Below are 17,193 nucleotides of genomic sequence, written 5' to 3' on the forward strand. Positions count from 1 at the left end.
AAAAGAAGGTTAGAAACTAGGTAGGGTTTGCGGCAAAAAGTTTTTCGTGGGGGCAGGGTGTGGGGTGTGGGGTGTAGGGTTTTACCGAGGTAATGATTCGGTAGTAGTGGCGTAGCTCTCTTGCTTACCTGGTATGAATTGTGTAAAATATTTATTAATAAAAATAATTGGAACCCGCTCAGTCTTTAAACCTCTAGCTTGCTCATGACTTTTCTGATAAATATCTTTTTCTGGCTCCTGTCTGGCTTACTGAAATATCAGTCTAGCACCGAACAAAGTACCCCCCCTAGTTCACCTCCGTTCCCCTGTCCTAATTCTGGTTCTCACCATACTATCAAGAATGGTTCTATTCATAAGGGAAAACCCAAACGTCAATGTAAAGAATGTGGTCAACCGTTTGTGATCAATCCCACTAATAAAACCGTCTCTGACGAAACCAAACAATTAATTGATCAACTCTTGCTTGAACGAATTTCTTTACGAGTAATTGCTAGAGTAACAGGAGTAAGTTGGTCATGGTTACAAAATTATGTCAACAATAAACTGGCGGCTGTCCCCCGTCAAATAAAGGTTTCGGACAAACCAAAAGGTAAATTGGTTAGAGAATGTGATGAGATGTGGTCTTTTGTTTTTTCTAAGACGATAAAAGTTTATATTTGGCGGTTAATTGATAGAAAGACAAGAGAAATTATTGGTTGCTATGCGCGGAGATAGGAGTCGTCAATCAGCCAAAAAACTTTGGGGCCAGTTTACCAGGTGTTTACCGACAATGTGCGGTTGCTTACACAGACTTTTGGGAGTCCTATAAGACAGTAATTCCTAGTAAACGTCATCGACCGGTCGGAAAAGAAACTGGTCAAACTAATCCTATTGAAAGATTAAATAATACCTGTCGACAAAGGATTTCTCGGCTGGTGAGAGAGAGTCTATCTTTCTCTAAAAAAATGGAGAATCACGTTGGGGAGCCCTTTGGTATTTTATCCATGACTACAATGCACAGCAAAGCAAAGGATTAAGCCGCCATCACTACTACCGAATCACCACCGAGGTTTATTATTGTAGGGGCGAATTGCATTCGCCCTCTTTGAACAACTTCTGCTGCTCACCCTAAGCGAGAGAAAATCACCAATAGGAGATGCACCCGGTTATGGCTGCTACGAATAAAGAAAAATGGTATCAGTTGTGAGTTTTCAGTTCACTGATTACTGTTTACTGTTCACTGTTCACTGAAAATACTTCCCACTCTCCACTTCCCACTCCCCTCGTTCACTTCCCTCACTATTGCGGGGGGGACATCTTGAAAGAATCCGTCTTTTACCAAAGTATTCTCAAAAAAGGTTGAAAAGAAGGGGCTCTCCTCGACTTTGTGTGATAATCAGTGCTTATCATTCGTAGGAGTCTTGCCAGACAAGACTTTAAAGACTATATTTCTGGAAAATTATCCCTATTCTTCTTCCTTCCACACAAAAACCAGAAGAGCCGGGGTTCTGACATCAATTAAGCTGTACTGCATTTAAACTAGGTATTAAGTGTTTTAGTACAAATGCTCGAACTTCCTCTCCGGCTCTCCCAACTCCGGTGCAGTCTTAACGAGTAATTTAGATAGTCAACAGCCTAATTCCCTGCCCTCAAGAAAAAAAATCGCCCTGACGATTAGAATAGAGTTAACTTTTCCCCTCCAGGCTCTGCTCAATTAACTAACATTATGACATCCTCCTATTTTGGTCTAGAAACCGAAGAAAATAAACTAATTAACTCTAATAATCTCTCGTTCGCCGCTTCTCTTGGTATTCATGCCCTGCTTTTGGCGATTATCTTACCTAATTTCCTCAATAATCCAGTGCAGGAGCCAAAAAAGGAGTTACGCAACGTCAATCTGATTGAATTGAACCCTCTAGAGCAGTCACGTCTTCCCAATCTCGACCCCTCCCTGTCCAGCTTACCGGAACTGCCTAACCCCAATTCGTCTTCTTCCTCTTTGCCTCCTCTCCCCCCCATGGATGGTGTCTATAACAGCACCTTACCTCCTTTACCCTCGGTTTCTTCCCTTCCCCCTTTACCTTCCTTACCTGCTTTACCTCCCCTCTCCTCTTTACCCTCCGTCAATATCTATTCTCCTCCCGTGGCATCTATCCCCTCCCTGGGGAGATTACCGGTTCCTCGCAATTTTCCCACTTCTACCCCCAGTTTACCTAGTCCTCCTTCTGTTCCCACCCTGCCGGACAATAATAATCTGCCTAGGGAGACTAATAACAACCGGATACCGCCTTACTTCGACCCCTACCAAGATAATCTAACTTTAGATAGATTGCGAAATTCGCCCCGTAGTGCATCGCAACAGGCGCAGGAACAATTAAACAATTCCTTGGCCCGCACGTCGGAGCCGAATGGTCAATCGCCCCTCGATGAACAGCGTCGTCAACAATTAAGGTGGGAAATGCAGGAACGTTTGCGCTCCCTGGAGGCGGATAAAAGTAATACCAGTAACGATGAGGCCAGGAGAAATCTGGTGGATTGGCTGGCCAGAGTCCAAAAAACTAATCCCAATGCCTTAAATGAACTAAATCAGCCGAATCAGGGCAGCGGAGGCATAACTACCGTCAATTTGACCGGTAATTATCCCGCTGCGGCTTGTTCCCGTCAATTAGCGGGGACGGCGGTTTATGGGGTGACGGTGGATGGTCAAGGCCGCCTCAGCAGTGAACCCCAGTTAATTAAAAGTGCTGGCTTCCCGATTTTCAATCAACAGGCAGCTAGGGAAGTGAGATCAATTAGTTTAAAAAATCCCAGTGGTGAGTCGAGAAGCTATCGTGTGCAAGTCAGTTTTGCCCCTAACCCGGAAGTGTGCCGAGGCGCGATCGCTAATCCCCCGCCACCAGACGGTAGTAACCTCAATACCCGTAACTCTCCCCCCGTAACGCCGGCAATTGAAACCCCGCTTCGTCCTAATCAACCGCCGCAGCCCGCCGTTAGTCCCCAACCGGATAACGTCAAGCCGCCCGCAACCACAGGGCCAAATCCACCGCAAACCCAGCCAGAACCGCCCAAAGAAGCGATAATCGAGGAAAAAGCCCCGGAAACTCCTCCCCAACCCCCCGCTCTCAATCAGCCGGAGGTTTCCCCCGCTAGTCCCCCCACTAGCCAAAATCCTCAACCCCTGAGCGAGGAAGCCTTGCCCCCCGGTCCGCCGGCGGAAGCTAAAGTTGAACCAGAAAGTTAGGCCGTCAGCCTTTTCAGTTATCAGTTATCAGTTATCAGTTATCAGTTCACTGAGAAAACTCCCCACACCCTACACCCTACACCTGAACGAAAAGGCACTCCCGCGAGGGGGTGCTTTTTTGTTTCTTTCAGAGAAGAGGCCAGAATCTAGGGATAATGGGGGATAATCAGGCTAATTGATTAAGCTTCGCTGGTGCGGCGAATACCTTCGTCGAGAATGAAGAACTGAGGGTTAAGAGAAGCCAACGGCTCTCGCAGCTTTTCAATTTCGGCAGCGGGAGCGTGAACTTCTAGGCGAATAATCTTGGCGATTTTGAGAACTTCGTCTAACAGTTCCCCAACGTTTTGCAGGTGAGCAAGAACTGCGGAGGCATCGACGTAACCCTCGCGGCAATGAACAATATTGCCGCTAAAGGAAAAAGCATAATGGATACAGCCATCTTCGGTGCGGGTTCTCTCAACGAACTTGGGTCCTAGTTCCTTAAACGCAGCAATTTTTCCTTCTGGTACTTCAAAGTAGGGTACGAGGGTACAGCAAGTATCGAGTTTGAACATCAGATTCTCCTTTTAGGTAGGTGGGTGGAATTAAATATAAGATGAACGTAGGTTGGGGTGAAGCCTTGTAAGCCTCCCTTTTCCCCATCTCCCACTCTATTTTAATTTGACTGCCATAATTGCCAAGCTTTAACGAGATTTCCCCCCATCAAGGCAGCCACTGCATTTAAAGTCTTAATTTCCTCACTATCGGGATTTAATTGTCTAGCTTTATCTAAGACTTTTTGGGCTGCTTGCGGTTGCCAATCGTAGAGATAAATAAAACCTTGATAAGCATAATGATAGGGATTATAGGGGTCAATTTTAATCATTTCCTCCGTGGCTTTTATGGCCCCTGCCACATCCTGTTGTAGTACCTTAGAAATTGCTAATCCGTAGGCTAAAGATAATTTATCGGGGGGATTTTGTTGCTGTAAACGATAGGAAAAGACCTTGTCTGCTTGCAGCACATAATCCTGAATCAAATCGTATTGATTGATACGATTAGTTAACTCAAAAATTGGTTCAATACCCGTTAATCCTTGCCCAATATTAGCAGACTTTAAGCGCAATTGGGTCACTAAATCTAATTGGGGCGTTGCTAAATTGGCAACTTGAGGATCGATGGTAATTTCAGCATTAGTTTTAATCGGATAGGTTTCGCCAGTTTCCCGATTGAGATAGACAGCAGATAAGCGATAAACTCCGGGGGTTGCTGCCGACTGCATGGCGGTTTTTTCAGTAACTTCAAAACCCTTTTGTTGCTCTTCTGGAGTTAATTTTTCTGCCATTAATCCCCCCATAGCAATACCGTGATCGTGCATCCAATAATCCTTACCGTCCACTTCTTGCCAAGTTAAAATTACTATCCCTGACTTTAATTGTTGCCAGTCTCCTGCCCATTTGTAAACCACGGGAATGGGTTGATTAGGAGAGGCTTTTTCAGCAATGGCAATCTCTCTTAATTCCACCTGTTTTGACCCATTTTCAAGGGGTTTAACCGTGACGGAGGGGGAGATTTTACTGTGTAGGGACAGGGTGCTATCATCCGGTAGCTGCCAAGTTTTCTCTACTTGGAAATCTAGCCCAGTGGCGACTCGATTAACAATTTTTTTCTGGACATCGGGGACGGAACCCTGTTCACCAGTTTTAGTTAAAAACCAATCTAAAGAATTGACATCCTTTTCTATATCTTCTTCCCTAACTCCCACCTGTCTCCCAGCAACCTGGGAATTATGTTTACCACCGTAGAAAGAGAAGGTATGTTGATTTAATTCGGGGGTGGAAGGTAAAACCCCTAGGGTACTGCGAAGATAGGGAGAATCGGCTAGAATCTCTTTAACTACTTCTTCGTGCTGCCAACCAGTTTTTAAATAGGGATGGTGTTGTAATTCGGGACTGAAAACGTTAGTAATTATATCTCCCCCCAAGGGGAATAAATTTAAGCTGGTGAGGATAGCGGCAATAGTTATCGTTCCCCAACGGATACTGGGGGCAAAACGACCGCGCCAAGATAATAAACCAACGGATAAAATTAAGGATAAAGTCGGTAAAAGCGGCAAAATATAACGAGCATCTTTATTGATATTGAGGGATGATAATAGGTATCCCCCCAGCAGAAAAACTCCTAACCAAATCCACACAGGACGATTAACCTTATCTTCGGTTTTTCTATGGCGTAAGGAGATTAATAATCCCACCAGGGGAACTAATAACAACACCCAAGAAAGAAAATAGGGTAAAACTTGGGCGTAAAATGTCCATGCGTCTGGACTGGTAAGAGGGGGATCTCCCTCCAAAATCGCCGAATCTACCGTGGCACGTTTGCCCGCAGTTAACATTAATAACCAATTCGTCCGATACCAGGGAAACATTAACAATGCTGCCGTCAAAAAACTCAGCATTAATTGCGCTAGATTACCCCAACGTTTTCGCCAGAGATTTTCGCCCAATACCCACAAAATCGGCAAAAAGAGGAAAAATAGGGCGGTTTGTTTGACTAACATCCCTAAACCGAAAGAAATCCCCAAAGCGATCGCTTTTAGCCAGCCCTGCCCACTAAATCGCCACCATGTCAAGCAGAAGTAAGAAAACGTTACAATTGCCGCTAAGGGAAAATCTAAGAGATATTCAAGGCGATAATAGTATAAACCGGGGAGAAATTGACAGATTAAGACCGCCCAGAGTGCTACAGTTCCATTAAAGAGGATAATTCCCAATCCGTACACAGAAAAGAGCAGTAGGGCGCTATAGATGGCCATTACCCACATACCCGCGTTAAGGCTAATACCAAAGAGATTAAAGAAGGGAATCGTTAAAAGATAGGTTAAAGGGGGAATTTTCGGAGACATTAGCCATAAACCGCGCCACCAATCCCCATCAAACCAGCGCGGATTTTGGAAAGCTTGGGTATAGATAATCCCACCGTTGAGATAATCGGCCTGATCCCAAGCTGGAATAGTATGATCGAGACTAAACCAGAATCTATCGACTAATATCCCCAATATCCACATAATAGTGACAATAATTAATTCCTGTCTCCCATCTAGCGATCGCTTCAAAATCACTTCTCCCTAGTGCAACTCTCAATTATTCTGCCACGCTCTCAAGTACCCCTGAAAAAATCGCCCCCAAGAAACACCAGACCGATCGGGTAAAATAAAGATTTAGTGAAAAATTGTAACAGGAACTTGACAAATGCGAGTGGTGATCGTTGGTGCAGGGTTAGCGGGAATGGCAACAGCTATCGATCTGGTCGATGCGGGCTGTACAGTAGAAATCTTAGAATCTCGTCCCTTTGTCGGGGGAAAAGTCGGTAGTTGGGTAGATGCGGACGGTAATCACATCGAGATGGGCTTGCACGTCTTTTTTGGCTGTTACTATAATCTTTTTGAGTTAATGAAAAAAGTGGGCGCTTTTCAATCCCTACTGCTCAAAGAACACACCCACACTTTTATCAACGAAGGGGGAAACATCGGCGAATTAGACTTTCGTTTCGCCGCAGGTGCGCCTTTTAACGGTTTAAAAGCCTTTTTTACCTCCTCCCAACTCTCGGCAGCCGATAAAATCTTTAATTCTCTAGCATTAGGTACAAGTCCCATCGTCCGCGGTCTGATAGACTTCCAAGGAGCGATGAAAACGATTCGGGATCTGGACTCGATTAGTTTTGCCGATTGGTTTCGTAGCCATGGTGGTAATCAAGGCAGTTTAAAAAAAATGTGGAATCCGATCGCCTATGCGTTAGGATTTATCGATACGGAAAATATCTCGGCCCGTTGTATGCTGACGATTTTCCAATTTTTTGCCGCTAAAACCGAAGCTTCCGTCCTGCGGATGTTGGAAGGTTCCCCCCACGAATACCTGCATAAACCGATTATTAACTATCTGGAGGCCCGGGGTGCCAAAATCTCTACCCGTCGTCAGGTGCGGGAAATTCTCTATTCTGGAGAGGGCGAAAATCTGCAAGTTAATGGCATGATCGTCGCTAACGGAGAAACCACAGAAACTATCACCGCAGATGCCTATGTTTGCGCTGGTGATGTCCCCGGTATTCAGCGTCTTATTCCCCAAGATTGGCGAAAAATGCCGATTTTTGACAATATTTTCCGACTAGAAGCCGTTCCCGTCGCTACGGTACAATTGCGTTTTGACGGTTGGGTGACGGAGTTAAATGATGCCGAAAAACGGCGACAACTGCAAAAAGCGGTGGGAATTGACAATCTTTTGTACACCCACCAAGCGGATTTTTCCTGTTTTGCAGATCTTGCTCTCACCAGTCCTAGGGATTATTATCGCCCCGGAGAAGGTTCTTTATTACAGTTAGTTTTAACCCCCGCGGATCCTTTTATTAAAGCTAAAAATGAAGATATTGCCCAGCAGGTTTTAGCGCAGGTCCATAAGTTATTTCCCTCCTCGCGGGAGTTAAAGATGACTTGGTTTAGCGTGGTGAAATTGGCCCAGAGTCTCTATCGGGAAGCACCGGGGATGGATGTCTATCGTCCCTCGCAAGCGACTCCTATTGCTAACTTTTTTCTTGCTGGTAGTTATACCCAACAGGATTACATTGATAGCATGGAAGGAGCCACTTTATCCGGTAAACAGGCAGCCAAGGCAATCTTACAACAGGCCGAGCGCTGGAAATCTTTAGCCACGGTTTGAGCAAACAGTAGGCAATCTCGTCCCTTGAGAAGGGATTGCCCCTCAGGCCAAGCTATACAAAAAAGACCGATCAAGCTAGACTCGTAAAAAGATCACTCCATCTAGAAGGCTTACCCTAGACTGGAAAGAATGTCGGAAAAATCTCGTCAGAAATTAGGAGTCAATCGAGTTTATGCCAGAGCTTGCTGTACCATTAGAGCTTGATTTCACCAGCGAAACCTATAAATCAGCCTATAGTCGCATTAATGCCATCGTTATTGAAGGCGAACACGAGGCCAATAGCAATTATATTCAATTAGCAGACATCCTCGCCGATCACAAAGAAGAGTTACACCGTCTGGCAAAAATGGAAAACCGTCACATGAAAGGTTTTCAAGCTTGCGGCCAAAATTTGCAAATCACTCCTGACATGGATTATGCCAAAGAATTCTTTTCCTCTCTGCACAATAACTTCCAAATTGCCTACGCAGAAGGTAAAGTTGTCACCTGTTTATTAATCCAATCTTTGATTATCGAAGCTTTTGCGATCGCTGCCTATAATATTTATATTCCCGTTGCTGATCCTTTTGCCCGTAAAATTACTGAAGGCGTAGTTAAAGACGAATATTTACATCTCAATTTTGGCGAAGAATGGCTAAAAGCGAACTTTGAAACCGCTAAAGAGGAATTAGAAGCGGCAAATCGCACTAATCTACCCATTGTCTGGAGAATGCTCAATCAAGTCGAGGATGATGCTCGCATCCTCGGTATGGAAAAAGAGGCCCTCGTGGAAGACTTTATGATTAGCTACGGGGAAGCGTTAAGCAATATTGGTTTCAGCACCCGTGATATCATGCGGATGTCTGCCTACGGATTAACTGCTGTCTAAAGCTTGAGCATCGAGATTTCTTTTTTTCCCCTGCTGCCGCTCAACACAGAGCGGCTCTTTTGTGTATTATATTTAAGAGTCTTAACGATTTCTTAGCAATATCCTCATTTTTATCTTAAGTGTCGGGTGAAGACCCTCAGTTTCACTGACGGGATGAAACCCGACCAGTATAAAAAAGCGAAGCACGATTGAATCCTTGACAATTTTGTGCGGATGCGTTAGCCTAAAAATAGTTGTTTGAGGTCGATAAACAATGATTGTCTTAGAAATGAAAGCCGTGGTCAAACCAAGTCAATGTTCTGCCATTGATGAGGCTATTCGTACAGTACAATTCATCAGAAACAAAGCATTAAGGCTTTGGATGGATGCCAAGAGAGAAGACAAAATCGATAAATATTCTCTCAATAAATATTGTGCAGTTCTCGCCAAACAGTTCAAGTTTGTTGATACTCTAAATTCTACGGCTAGACAAGCATCAGCCGAACGGGCATGGTCAGCTATTGCTCGTTTCTATGACAATTGTAAGAAAAAAATAAAAGGTAAAAAGGGTTATCCTAAGTTTCAGAAAAATAATCGTTCTGTGGAATACAAAAACTCTGGTTGGAAACTATCGGAGGATAGAAAGAAAATAACTTTCACCGATAAGAAAAATATTGGCACAGTTAAACTAAAAGGAACTAGAGACTTAAACTTTTACCCTATCGACCAAATTAAACGAGTTAGGATTGTTAAACGAGCGGATGGTTATTATGTCCAATTCTGTCTTAGCGTTGATATTCGGGAATATGCGAAACCCCTAGAACCAACAAAAAGATGTGTGGGATTGGATGTAGGTTTAAAAGTTTTCTATGCTAACAGCGATGGAGAAACGGTAGAAATACCCCAATACTATCGCCAGGCAGAAAAAAGATTAAACCGTCTGAATCGGAAAAAATCTAAAAAGTTTAGAAAAGGTCAACCCCAATCAAACAACTATCAAAGGGCCAGAAAGAGGTATGCTAGAAAGCATTTAAGAGTAAGTAGGCAACGTAAAGGCTTTGTCGCAAAAGAGGCATTGCGCGTCATTAAATCTAACGATTTCATCGCTTACGAAAACTTAAATATTCAGGGCATGGTAAAAAACTCTAGACTAGCTAAATCTATCAATGATATGGCTTGGTCAACTTTTCGGCAATGGTTAGAATATTTTGGTTTTAAATATGGTAAGGCTACGGTAGCAGTAGCCCCCCATAACACCAGTCAAAACTGTTCTAATTGTGATCAAAAAGTACCTAAATCTCTATCTACGAGAACCCATGTTTGTCCCCATTGTGGCTATGTAGAAGATAGAGATATTAACGCCGCTATCAATATTCTCAAAAAGGGACTAAGTACGGTAGGGCATACCGGAACTCACGCTTGGGGAGAGATTTCCTCTGATTTGGTTGGACAAGTCCTGTCAGATTAAGAAAACTCGTTGAACCAAGAATCCCTCGCATGAGTGCGATGGGATTGTCAACTAGTGCCATCTAGTCTAACGAAAGAACAATCAATGTTTGGTCTTATAGGTCATCTTACCAGTTTAGAACACGCCCAATCGGTCGCCGACGATCTAGGTTATCCTGAATATGCTAACCGGGGATTAGATTTTTGGTGTGCTGCTCCCCCGCAAATTGTCGATGATTTTCATGTCACCAGCATCACGGGGCAAACCATCACGGGTAAATACATCGAATCCTGTTTTTTACCGGAGATGTTGTCGAATCGTTGGGTAAAGTCTGCTATTCGTAAGGTGCTAAATGCCATGGCACTCGCTCAAAAAAGTGATATCAACATCACCGCACTCGGCGGTTTTTCTTCAATTATTTTCGAGGAGTTTAATCTCAAAGATAATCGACAGGTGCGGAATATCGAGCTAGATTTTGGCCGTTTCACCACTGGTAATACCCACACCGCTTACGTCATCTGCACTCAGGTGGAAACCCTCGCTGAAAAAATGGGCATCGATTTAGCTCAATCTACCGTCGTGGTTTGTGGGTCCACCGGAGATATCGGCAGTGCCGTTTGTCGTTGGTTAAATGAAAAGACCGATACAAAAGAACTAATCTATGTGGCACGCAATCAAGAGCGTTTACAATCCCTCCAAGAGGAGTTAGCACGCGGTAAAATTCTCCCCCTAGAGGAGGCTTTACCCCTGGCTGATATCATTGTTTGGGTGGCTAGTATGCCTAAAGGGGTGGAAATTGATCTAGATAAACTCAAGCGCCCCTGCATTATTATTGATGGTGGTTATCCGAAAAATTTAGGCATGGTATTAAATGCCCCCGATGTTTCGGTGATTAAGGGCGGTATTGTCGAGCATTCCCTCGATATTGACTGGAAAATTATGAAAATTGTCAATATGGATATTCCCTCTCGTCAAATGTTTGCCTGTTTTGCTGAGGCGATTTTATTGGAGTTGGAGGGTTGGCAAACTAATTTTTCCTGGGGACGCAATCAAATTACCGTCCCTAAAATGGAACGAATCGGCGCAGCTTCCCGCAAACACGGGTTTCAACCTTTGTTATTTTAATTAATATCCCCAACCCCCCACCGACCACGGAATTAGAAGTTTTAGGCGACAAATAATTAGGAGTGAGCGCTTGACTTTGGCGGCGGCTTGGGTTATGATTGTCTTATAATGGGATGGTCGTGTCAAACACTAAATGCTTAGATTACCATTATGAATAAACTCTTTTAAAAATATTATCCCAAAATCTGCCGACAAAAGCAAGCAAAATTTCGCCATCAATTGTTAAGTTTTGTTAAGAAAATCCTAAGAGTGGCAAGGAAGAGAACTCCCTTAACAGATCAGTCCGATTTCTTTGATAGTTTCTCAGGGCTTTTTGGGGAATTATAGAGATGTGGGCCTGATTTTTAGCTTTCTAAGTAGTCGTGCAAAATTAATTTCCTAGTCGAGACTCCGAGACAGGAGTCAGGAGACGGGAGACAGCTATTAGGGATCGGATTTGAGTTTTCAGTTCACTGTTTACTGATCACAGCAGAAGTCTGACGGAGTAGTGGCTTAGATGTGTAATTAATTGTGCTTAGATACTTAGCAAAGACGACAAAACCACTAAACCCTATGAAAACTTGGTTAGAAGATCGCGGTATCTTACCCGCTTACGGTGGTGGGGTAATCATGGGCATTACCCTCTGTTTTTTCGGAGCTGCGACTAATACTATGGCGGGATGGTTGTATGCTATCTGTGGCACGACGATCGCTGTTTTAATTTTATCGATAATTTTACCCCGTCGTTCCCTTCTTCCCCTGAAAGTGCGTCGTCTTGCCATTGTACCCGTGAGTGCGGGAGACGATCTTAGTATTAGCCTAGAGATAGAAAATACGAGCAATCAGCCGATAAATCTGTTAGAAGTGACAGATCTGCTGCCAATTGTCCTCGATCAGCCAAAAATAACCCCAATAGAAGCGATTGCCCCCAAAAGTTGCCATCGTTGGACTTATTATTTACCCACCAGTAAACGGGGTATTTATCACTGGCAAGAAGTACAATTAAGAACAGCAGCCCCTCTCGGTTTATTTTGGTGTCGTCGTTGTCAGCAAGCGGCGGCTAAAGCTTTAGTTTATCCCCAAGTTTTACCCTTACAACAATGTCCCCTGATCGATTCCCTCGGTCAAGAGATGGAGCAAAAATTAGAAAATAATCGCTATTATCAAAGGGCTAGTCAAGGACTTACCCGTAACCTGAGACAATATCGCTACGGTGATTCTACCCGTTTAATTCACTGGAAAACTAGCGCCCGTTTAGGAGAATTGCAAATTCGGGAGTTAGAAGTGTTAACGGGAGGACAGGAAGTGATTATCTGTCTCGATACCCTCTGTGATTGGCAAGAAGACAGTTTTGAACGGGCGATTATTGCCGCTGCTTCCCTCTATTTTTATGCCCATCGTCGGCAATTAAATGTGAAACTCTGGACTGGTGAAACGGGTTTAATTCAGGGAGAAAGGGTGATTTTAGAAACTTTAGCCAGTATAGAGGCAAAAGCTAGTCAAAAAAAGGCTAATCTGCCTAATTTACCTGTAATTTGGTTGACCAGTAACTTCAATGCCATCGAACAACTCACCCCCGGCAGCCGTTGGTTATTTTTCCTCGCTGCCGATTCTAGGGAGAGTCCTTCACCCTTAATCCGACAGTTTAGCGGATTGGCGATCGAACCAGAAATTTCTCTACAACAACAATTGCAAAAACCCCCTCGTTGAGAAAATTTCCCTTGAGAGTCTAGATTGAGGAAAAAAAATGCTCGTGTCCCCGAAAAAGATGTTATGATAGAAAAGACTCGGACTCATGCGATCGCAACGCCTTAACCTTGTCAGGACCGGAAGGTAGCAGCAATACGGGATGCTTGTGACTGGCGTGATCTCCGGGTCTTTTTGTTGCCTGTGACGGTCACTGTCGTGAACGCTTTCAAAACTTTTCGATCACTTACTGCCGAAACTCGTCGTCAACTACTCATCCTCTTCGTCACGGCGCTGTTTTTCTGGATAAGTATCACCACTCTCGTCCCCACTCTCCCCACCTATATTGACTCCCTAGGCGGTAGCAAACAAGATATCGGTTTTGTCATGGGGGCCTTTGCCATCGGTTTAATTTTATCGCGCAGTTGGTTAGGCAATCTAGTTGATCGCCGCAGTCGCAAATTAGTGGTTTTATTTGGAACTATTGTCGCCGCTACCGCACCCCTCGGTTATCTATTTTTTCGCGATCTTTCCTCTTTATTCGTCGTTCGCGCCTACCATGGACTCAGTATCGCCGCTTTTACCACCGGTTACAGTACCCTAGTGGTGGATTTTTCGCCGGTTCGTCAACGGGGAGAGATAATTGGTTATATGAGCTTAACTGCACCCATAGGCATGGGAATCGGTCCAGCTTTAGGCAGTTATCTCTACGAATCGAGCGGTTATGACGGTTTATTTCTAGTTTCCGCCACTTCAGGAGCGCTCGCTTTTCTCCTGGGTTTCTCCATTCAAGAACCGGACTTCAAGAAAAAATTAGCCGAAATGAAGGCAGAAAATCCGACAATTGAGCGCAGTTTTTGGGCATTATGTCAAGAGCGGGCTTTTTTAGTTCCTACCTTAGTTTTTCTGCTGGTTGGTACTTTATTCGGCGGTTTAGTCGCTTTTTTACCCCTGTTTCTCCTCGAAAATCAGATACCTTTCAGTGCTGGTGTATTCTACAGTTATGCGGCACTATCGGGCGTAATCGGACGGATTTTGTCGGGAGGAGCCAGTGATCGCTATGGAAGGGGTTTATTCATCACTATTAGCGTTTTTTGCTATGGTTTATCCATGTTGGTTCTATCTTCTGCCCGATCTCCTTCCGATTTAATTTTAGCCGCTATCCTCGAAGGTACGGGAGGGGGGATTTTATTCCCTATGTTACTGGCTTTAATCTCCGATCGCTCTGGGCCCCAAGAACGCGGCCGGGCCTATTCTATCTGTATCGGCGGTTTTGATGTGGGAACAGCCTTAGCCGGTCCAATTCTGGGGGTTTTAGCAATTTCCTACGAAACTATGTTTATTTTATCGTCAGGATTAGCTGTTATCGCTCTCTTTCTCTTTTTTACTCTCTCTAACCCTACCATACGCCATTCTTTTCTCTTCGCTTTCGGTTTAGAAAAAGATCTTTATGCCCTGCGCGGACAAGTACAATAGGGTTTACTGAAAAAGTTTTTCCTAGGGCAGGGTTATTTAATAGGTTTGAGGTGGAAAATTATCGGGAATATCTAATTCAAATACTTGGTCATGAATCCGAGCCACATAAAGCCCTTCTTGCAGAATTTTTTCCCGTAATTCCGGGGATAAATCAACCGCCGCTAATATGCCATAGAGTTTTTTATCTTTGTGTTCAGGAAAAAAGCGGCGAAACCGTTGCAAAATACTTTTTAATTGTGTAATAGACTCCTCTCTGGCATGACTTTTAACCTCAACGATATAAGCAGTATTTAGCTCACCATTGGTATAGGCAAGAACATCAATTTCTAGGTGTTTTCCTTCTTTACTGGCGCGCACACTGGGACTAACAACTTCCATACCAAAGCGTTGTCTGAGAATCGTTTCCATTGAGGGAAGGGCAAGTCCTTCGGTAAAGCTGCCGAATTTGGCACCAAGTCCCCCAATTTGTTTGCCCAGTTCTTTGAGTTGTTTGTCAGTTTCCTTCTGTTGTTGGGCGTTTTCCTTGAGTTGTCGGTCAGTTTCTTTTTGAGCGGTAGTTAATTCGGCTAAGAGTCGCCATACATCTTCGGATGTGGTTGCCATAGATAATTTTTTCCTTCTGCTCTGGTCTATTGCTATTTTAGTCAATCGCGCCGATACTTCCTAATTTTTAACCCGCAATGATGTCTTTTTTGTCCAGTACATCTTATCCCATTTTAGATGAGCTTACCCTAGCAACCTTAAGCGAACACTACCGTGCGATTAGCGTAAACCAAAACGCGATTTTGCAAGTGTAAACGTACCGCTCGCGCTAACACCACCCTTTCTAAATCCTTACCTTGACGAATTAAATCTCCCACGGTATCGCGATGACTAACTCTGACCACATCCTGCTCGATAATTGGCCCCTGATCGAGATCGGCAGTGATATAATGGGCGGTGGCTCCAATAATTTTTACCCCTCGATCGTAGGCCCGTTGATAGGGATTAGCTCCCGCAAAAGCTGGTAAAAAAGAATGATGAATGTTGATAATATTGGGAAAAAAGTTAATAAAATCTGGGGTGAGAACCTGCATATATTTAGCTAAAATCACTAAATCTATCCGGTATTCCCGCAGTAACTCTAATTGTCTGGCTTCCTGTTCAATCTTGGTTTCAGCGGTAATGGGAAGATGATAAAACTCAATACCAAATTGATTGGCAACTGATTGTAATTCTCGATGATTGCTAATAATTAAAGGAATTTCTGCCCTAATTTCTCCCGCCTGTTGTCGCCATAATAAATCCAGGAGACAATGATCCTGTTTTGTCACCCAAATGGCTAGACGCGGGACAGTATCGGAAAAATGTAAGCACCAACTAGCCTGCAAAGGTTTGGCAATAGCGGCGAAAGCTGGTTCGATCATCCCACGGGGTAAATTAAACCCCTCTAATTGCCATTCTATCCGCATCAGGAACAATCCCGCCGAAAAATCCGTGTGTTGGTCAGCGTGGATAATATTGCCGCCATTAGCGTAGATAAAATTAGCGATTTTCGCCACTAGACCAATCTGGTCGGGACAAGAAATTAACAAGGTTGCAGTGGCAGCAGTCATAAATTATCGGCGGCAAGAATTGACTTTTTCTATCCCTAATTTATTACAATTTTAGGCACTTCGTCCCTTTGATGCACAAAAAAGATCGCTTGTCAATAGCGATCGCCAATTAAATTTCCAGTTAAACTGATAGGCTCTTCCCTTGCTCAGAAGTGGCAAAATGCCGCTCGATTAGGGAGGGGACATCTTGGGGAGCTACCTGATTATAATGCTTTTTATCGGGCATAACCACCAGATTCGGGCCTTTTTTGCACTGTTTTAAACAGCCGGTTAATTTAATATTCACCGCTTCTCCCAGTCCTTTTTCCTCTAAACCACTCTCCAACCTTTGGCAGACTCTCGCACCGCCATTTTTCCAACAATCGGACTTCTGACAGATTAAGACGGTGGCTTTTTTCGCTTTTGCCGGGGCGACTTCTGGGGTTTTTTCGCCGGATAAATGCTCGATCCCCAGTACCCTCAGGTTTAATTTTCCCGTCTTTGAACAAAGACTACTTTCTCCCGTCACTTTTAGCCATGAGTGGAGAGCAATATTGAGAGGTATGTGGTCTCGCAGTGTTTTTTCGGGCTTAAACCAATATTCCCGTTTATCCACACTGATTCTCAGATATTTTACCTTATATCCGTCCTTGAGGACAAAACCGAGGAATTGACCGACCACTTGAAAGGGAACCATGGTAGTTGCAGATTTTGACATACTTTCTCACTTTTTACTCTCAGATTGCTAATTTTTCTCAAGGATTATGCCTGCCAACAGGGTTCCAGCCAACCGATTAAAGAGCCTCGATAAGCCTCTACCTGTCGCAGGACAATCCACAGCTGTAAAAGTTGAGCCGGTCTAGCGATGCGAACCTGCAAAGGCTTATGGAGCAAACATTTATCTTCAATGTCCAGGGACGGCAGCCGGTGGTAAACCTGCCAGCGATCCCAAGCACTAAGAGGGAAGATTTTCTCTCCTTCCGATGGCAATTTGTCTATACTCATGGGGCTTTTAATTGAGAACTATTAGCAATATAACTCTAGGCTGATGTTCTCAGTATAACCGACAACTGCAAATAATTATCAATAATCTGAAGAAAAAAAAGTTGTCCGGTAGCGGCGATCGGCTAAAATCTTGCTTGTCCGCT

At 44.0% G+C, this 17,193-nt stretch carries 12 protein-coding genes, 1 other RNA gene and 2 pseudogenes; 9 read left to right on the top strand and 6 right to left on the bottom strand.

Going from position 1 to position 17,193, the window contains the following annotated elements; genetic code table 11:
• Positions 1–249 precede the first annotated feature (249 nt).
• Together GQR42_RS15385 and GQR42_RS15390 are read left to right on the top strand one after the other, a co-directional pair.
• A pseudogene (locus tag GQR42_RS15385) lies at positions 250–997 on the top strand (IS1 family transposase); the annotation flags it as partial.
• Between the two features lie 708 nt (positions 998–1,705).
• Positions 1,706–3,220, top strand: a complete 1,515-nt coding sequence (locus GQR42_RS15390; RefSeq protein WP_158200623.1) for an energy transducer TonB — start codon at positions 1,706–1,708, stop codon at positions 3,218–3,220.
• A 179-nt stretch (positions 3,221–3,399) separates the two neighbouring features.
• On the opposite strand, the gene GQR42_RS15395 is transcribed toward GQR42_RS15390, so the two are convergent.
• Positions 3,400–3,774 carry a putative quinol monooxygenase gene (locus tag GQR42_RS15395; protein ID WP_158200624.1) on the bottom strand — a complete coding sequence of 125 codons (375 nt, stop codon included), beginning with the start codon at positions 3,772–3,774 and terminating at the stop codon, positions 3,400–3,402.
• A gap of 101 nt (positions 3,775–3,875) precedes the next feature.
• Complete coding sequence (locus GQR42_RS15400) at positions 3,876–6,314, bottom strand: glycosyltransferase family 39 protein (RefSeq protein WP_158200625.1); 2,439 nt, start codon at positions 6,312–6,314, stop codon at positions 3,876–3,878.
• A 136-nt stretch (positions 6,315–6,450) separates the two neighbouring features.
• Between GQR42_RS15400 and zds the strand changes: the two genes are divergently transcribed.
• The 7 genes and pseudogenes from zds to GQR42_RS15435 all read left to right on the top strand — a co-directional run bounded on the left by zds (position 6,451) and on the right by GQR42_RS15435 (position 14,471).
• A complete protein-coding gene (gene zds, locus GQR42_RS15405; RefSeq protein ID WP_158200626.1) occupies positions 6,451–7,911 on the top strand; it encodes a 9,9'-di-cis-zeta-carotene desaturase in 1,461 nt (486 codons plus the stop codon).
• Positions 7,912–8,083: 172 nt separating this feature from the next.
• A complete protein-coding gene (locus tag GQR42_RS15410) occupies positions 8,084–8,779 on the top strand; it encodes an aldehyde oxygenase (deformylating) (protein WP_158200627.1) in 696 nt (231 codons plus the stop codon).
• A 253-nt stretch (positions 8,780–9,032) separates the two neighbouring features.
• Positions 9,033–10,239 (top strand): annotated as a pseudogene (locus GQR42_RS15415) (RNA-guided endonuclease InsQ/TnpB family protein).
• Between the two features lie 71 nt (positions 10,240–10,310).
• On the top strand, positions 10,311–11,330 hold the full coding sequence (locus GQR42_RS15420; protein ID WP_158200629.1) for a long-chain acyl-[acyl-carrier-protein] reductase: 1,020 nt from the start codon (positions 10,311–10,313) through the stop codon (positions 11,328–11,330).
• Positions 11,331–11,882: 552 nt separating this feature from the next.
• Positions 11,883–13,019, top strand: coding sequence for a DUF58 domain-containing protein (locus tag GQR42_RS15425; RefSeq protein WP_158200630.1), 1,137 nt, complete (start codon positions 11,883–11,885; stop codon positions 13,017–13,019).
• Positions 13,020–13,093: 74 nt separating this feature from the next.
• An RNA gene (gene ffs, locus GQR42_RS15430) (signal recognition particle sRNA small type) lies at positions 13,094–13,190 on the top strand.
• A 9-nt stretch (positions 13,191–13,199) separates the two neighbouring features.
• Positions 13,200–14,471: an MFS transporter gene (locus GQR42_RS15435; RefSeq protein ID WP_158200631.1), complete on the top strand. Its 1,272-nt coding sequence runs from the start codon at positions 13,200–13,202 to the stop codon at positions 14,469–14,471.
• Between the two features lie 36 nt (positions 14,472–14,507).
• On the opposite strand, the gene GQR42_RS15440 is transcribed toward GQR42_RS15435, so the two are convergent.
• The 4 genes from GQR42_RS15440 to GQR42_RS15455 all read right to left on the bottom strand — a co-directional run bounded on the left by GQR42_RS15440 (position 14,508) and on the right by GQR42_RS15455 (position 17,050).
• Entirely contained in the window at positions 14,508–15,074 is a 567-nt protein-coding gene (locus GQR42_RS15440) for a DUF3782 domain-containing protein (RefSeq protein ID WP_158200632.1), read from the bottom strand.
• 137 nt (positions 15,075–15,211) lie between these two features.
• On the bottom strand, positions 15,212–16,066 hold the full coding sequence (gene purU, locus GQR42_RS15445) for a formyltetrahydrofolate deformylase (RefSeq protein WP_158200633.1): 855 nt from the start codon (positions 16,064–16,066) through the stop codon (positions 15,212–15,214).
• Between the two features lie 121 nt (positions 16,067–16,187).
• Positions 16,188–16,763 (bottom strand): (2Fe-2S) ferredoxin domain-containing protein, encoded by a 576-nt coding sequence (locus GQR42_RS15450; RefSeq protein WP_158200634.1) that lies wholly within the window; start codon positions 16,761–16,763, stop codon positions 16,188–16,190.
• Between the two features lie 44 nt (positions 16,764–16,807).
• Positions 16,808–17,050: an Asr1405/Asl0597 family protein gene (locus GQR42_RS15455; RefSeq protein ID WP_158200635.1), complete on the bottom strand. Its 243-nt coding sequence runs from the start codon at positions 17,048–17,050 to the stop codon at positions 16,808–16,810.
• Between the last annotated feature and the right edge of the window lie 143 nt (positions 17,051–17,193).

Source organism: Microcystis aeruginosa FD4, from assembly GCF_009792235.1.
GTDB classification, from domain to species: Bacteria; Cyanobacteriota; Cyanobacteriia; order Cyanobacteriales; family Microcystaceae; genus Microcystis; species Microcystis viridis.